We start from the raw sequence: 356 nt of genomic DNA, 5'->3' as shown, positions 1-356 counted from the left end.
TCCATTGCTTGTAAACATTGTGGGGCTCCTTGCATATTATAAATCTCAAGTAATCGACTTGTGATTTTAACAACATCGCTGTTGGTGTCCTTAGTACTAATGTTAAAGCGTACTTTTATTTTTACATTGTTTTGATATCTATTTAAAATAGCATCTACATGCTGGTGAACTGGCTTACAATGTCCACAAAAAGGATTGGTTACAATTACGATTTCTAATCTTGAATTTGGATTTCCAAATACAATTTCTTTGCTATCGTTTAGTTGGGTGTTTAATTGCGGTGCTTTGTGTAATAAGCTTTCAAATAGAGTATAGTTTCTTTTGAATTTTACATTTTCTATCTTCTCCTTTTTCAA

The 356-nt window shown here is 31.5% G+C and carries 1 protein-coding gene; it reads right to left on the bottom strand.

The annotated features are described in order from the left end of the window. On the bottom strand, positions 1-356 hold a 356-nt coding region (locus tag Q0958_RS18900), incomplete at both ends, for a thioredoxin domain-containing protein (protein ID WP_299126128.1).

The sequence above is a fragment of the uncultured Tenacibaculum sp. genome (assembly GCF_947499065.1).
In the GTDB taxonomy this organism is placed as follows: domain Bacteria; phylum Bacteroidota; class Bacteroidia; order Flavobacteriales; family Flavobacteriaceae; genus Polaribacter.
The sequence above is the reverse complement of the archived record's forward strand: the minus strand, read 5'-3'. Positions and strand labels throughout refer to the sequence as shown.